Raw genomic sequence first — 1,312 nt, 5'->3', positions numbered from 1 at the left:
GGTTACATTCCGAACCCGGAAGTTAAGCTTCTCTGCGCCGATGGTACTGCACTCGGGAGGGTGTGGGAGAGTAGGTCACCGCCGGACAATCTTTCAAAGAAGCCCCACACGGTTCGTGTGGGGCTTCTTTGCGTTGTACACGTTTTTCGATGAAGAGCTTCAGGGGCGCAGCACCGCCTTGGGGTAAGGGGGCCGGGCCACCCGCCAGTAGCGTCGTGCCAGCGGGCTCGCGAACACGGATCTGCCGGGAGGGCCGGTGCGCTGTAGGACCGCATGTGTTGACGCGATGACTGGAGATCGGGCGCGACGCCTTATATGCCTCGTGAGCCGGCCATGGGCGATGGTGGCCGGCTCCTGGAAGGAGCGGCGCGCTAGGTGTCGTTCTGTTGCCTTCTGGATCGATCGCATCCGAGCAGAGCCCCTCTTGGGCGGCTGAGGCGCAGCAGCTGTGAGGAGCCATCCTCGAGCCACAGGCTCGTCTGCGATGTGTTTGTCGGAACTCATCGTTCAGAGGCTTCTTTCAATTCTCCGGAGACACGTGCACGAGAACGTCCGCCGCGTCTTTCTGGTGAGTGGCGTTCTGTGGGTGGAGGTGAAGCTGGGATCGTCGTGGGTGGCTGGAGGGCTCGGTGACGGTCGGGGGCTTGCTAGGCTGGGTGTGGGCCACCCCCACGGGTGGCCTTCGTCGCGTAAGGCCCGAGGGCGGGCGGCGACCAGCCACGGTGGACCGCCGTTGTGAGTCCGCTGAGTGAGCCAACGAAATGGACCAGAAGTGAACAGTGATAACGGATCGGACGGCGGACAGCGCGGGCGCGGCGACGACGGGGACAGGCGCTCCAGCGGCGGCAGGACTGGCGGATACGGCTCTCGCGGGCGTGATTCCGGTGGCGATCGTCCATTCCGTTCAGAGGGCCGGCCGCGGCCGTACAACCGCGAGGACAGAGCGCCCCGAAGCGGGGAGGGTTCCCGCGACGAGCGTGCGCCGCGGCGCGAGGGCGGTTTCCGGGACGAGGGCCGCTCCTACCGCGACCGGGACGACCGCGGGCCCCGCCGCGAGGGCGGCTACGGTGACCGCCGTGAAGGCGGAGGCGGCTACGGTGAGCGTCGCGAGGGCGGCGGTGGCTACGGCGATCGCGGGCCGCGTCGTGAAGGTTCTGACCGTGGTCCGCGTCGCGAGGGCTTCGATCGGGGTCCGCGTCGCGAGGGCTTCGATCGCGGGCCGCGTCGTGAGGGTGACGAGCGTCCTCCTTACCGGGACCGGGATGATCGCGGGCCGCGCCGTGAGGGTGACGAGCGTCGTCCCTTCCAGGCG

1 protein-coding gene and 1 rRNA gene are annotated in these 1,312 nt (G+C 67.9%); one reads left to right on the top strand and one right to left on the bottom strand.

Annotation, left to right across the window (positions count from 1 at the left end; translation table 11 throughout):
• Positions 1-87, top strand: a 5S ribosomal RNA gene (gene rrf, locus ABT158_RS44900); the annotation flags it as partial.
• An 817-nt stretch (positions 88-904) separates the two neighbouring features.
• Here rrf and ABT158_RS44895 read toward each other — a convergent pair.
• Positions 905-1,312, bottom strand: a 408-nt coding sequence (locus ABT158_RS44895) for a hypothetical protein (RefSeq protein ID WP_352364478.1), incomplete at its 5' end; no start/stop codon positions are given.

Origin of the sequence: Nonomuraea sp. NPDC001636 (assembly GCF_040298265.1) — a bacterium.
GTDB lineage: Bacteria > Actinomycetota > Actinomycetes > Streptosporangiales > Streptosporangiaceae > Nonomuraea.
The sequence above is the reverse complement of the archived record's forward strand: the minus strand, read 5'-3'. Positions and strand labels throughout refer to the sequence as shown.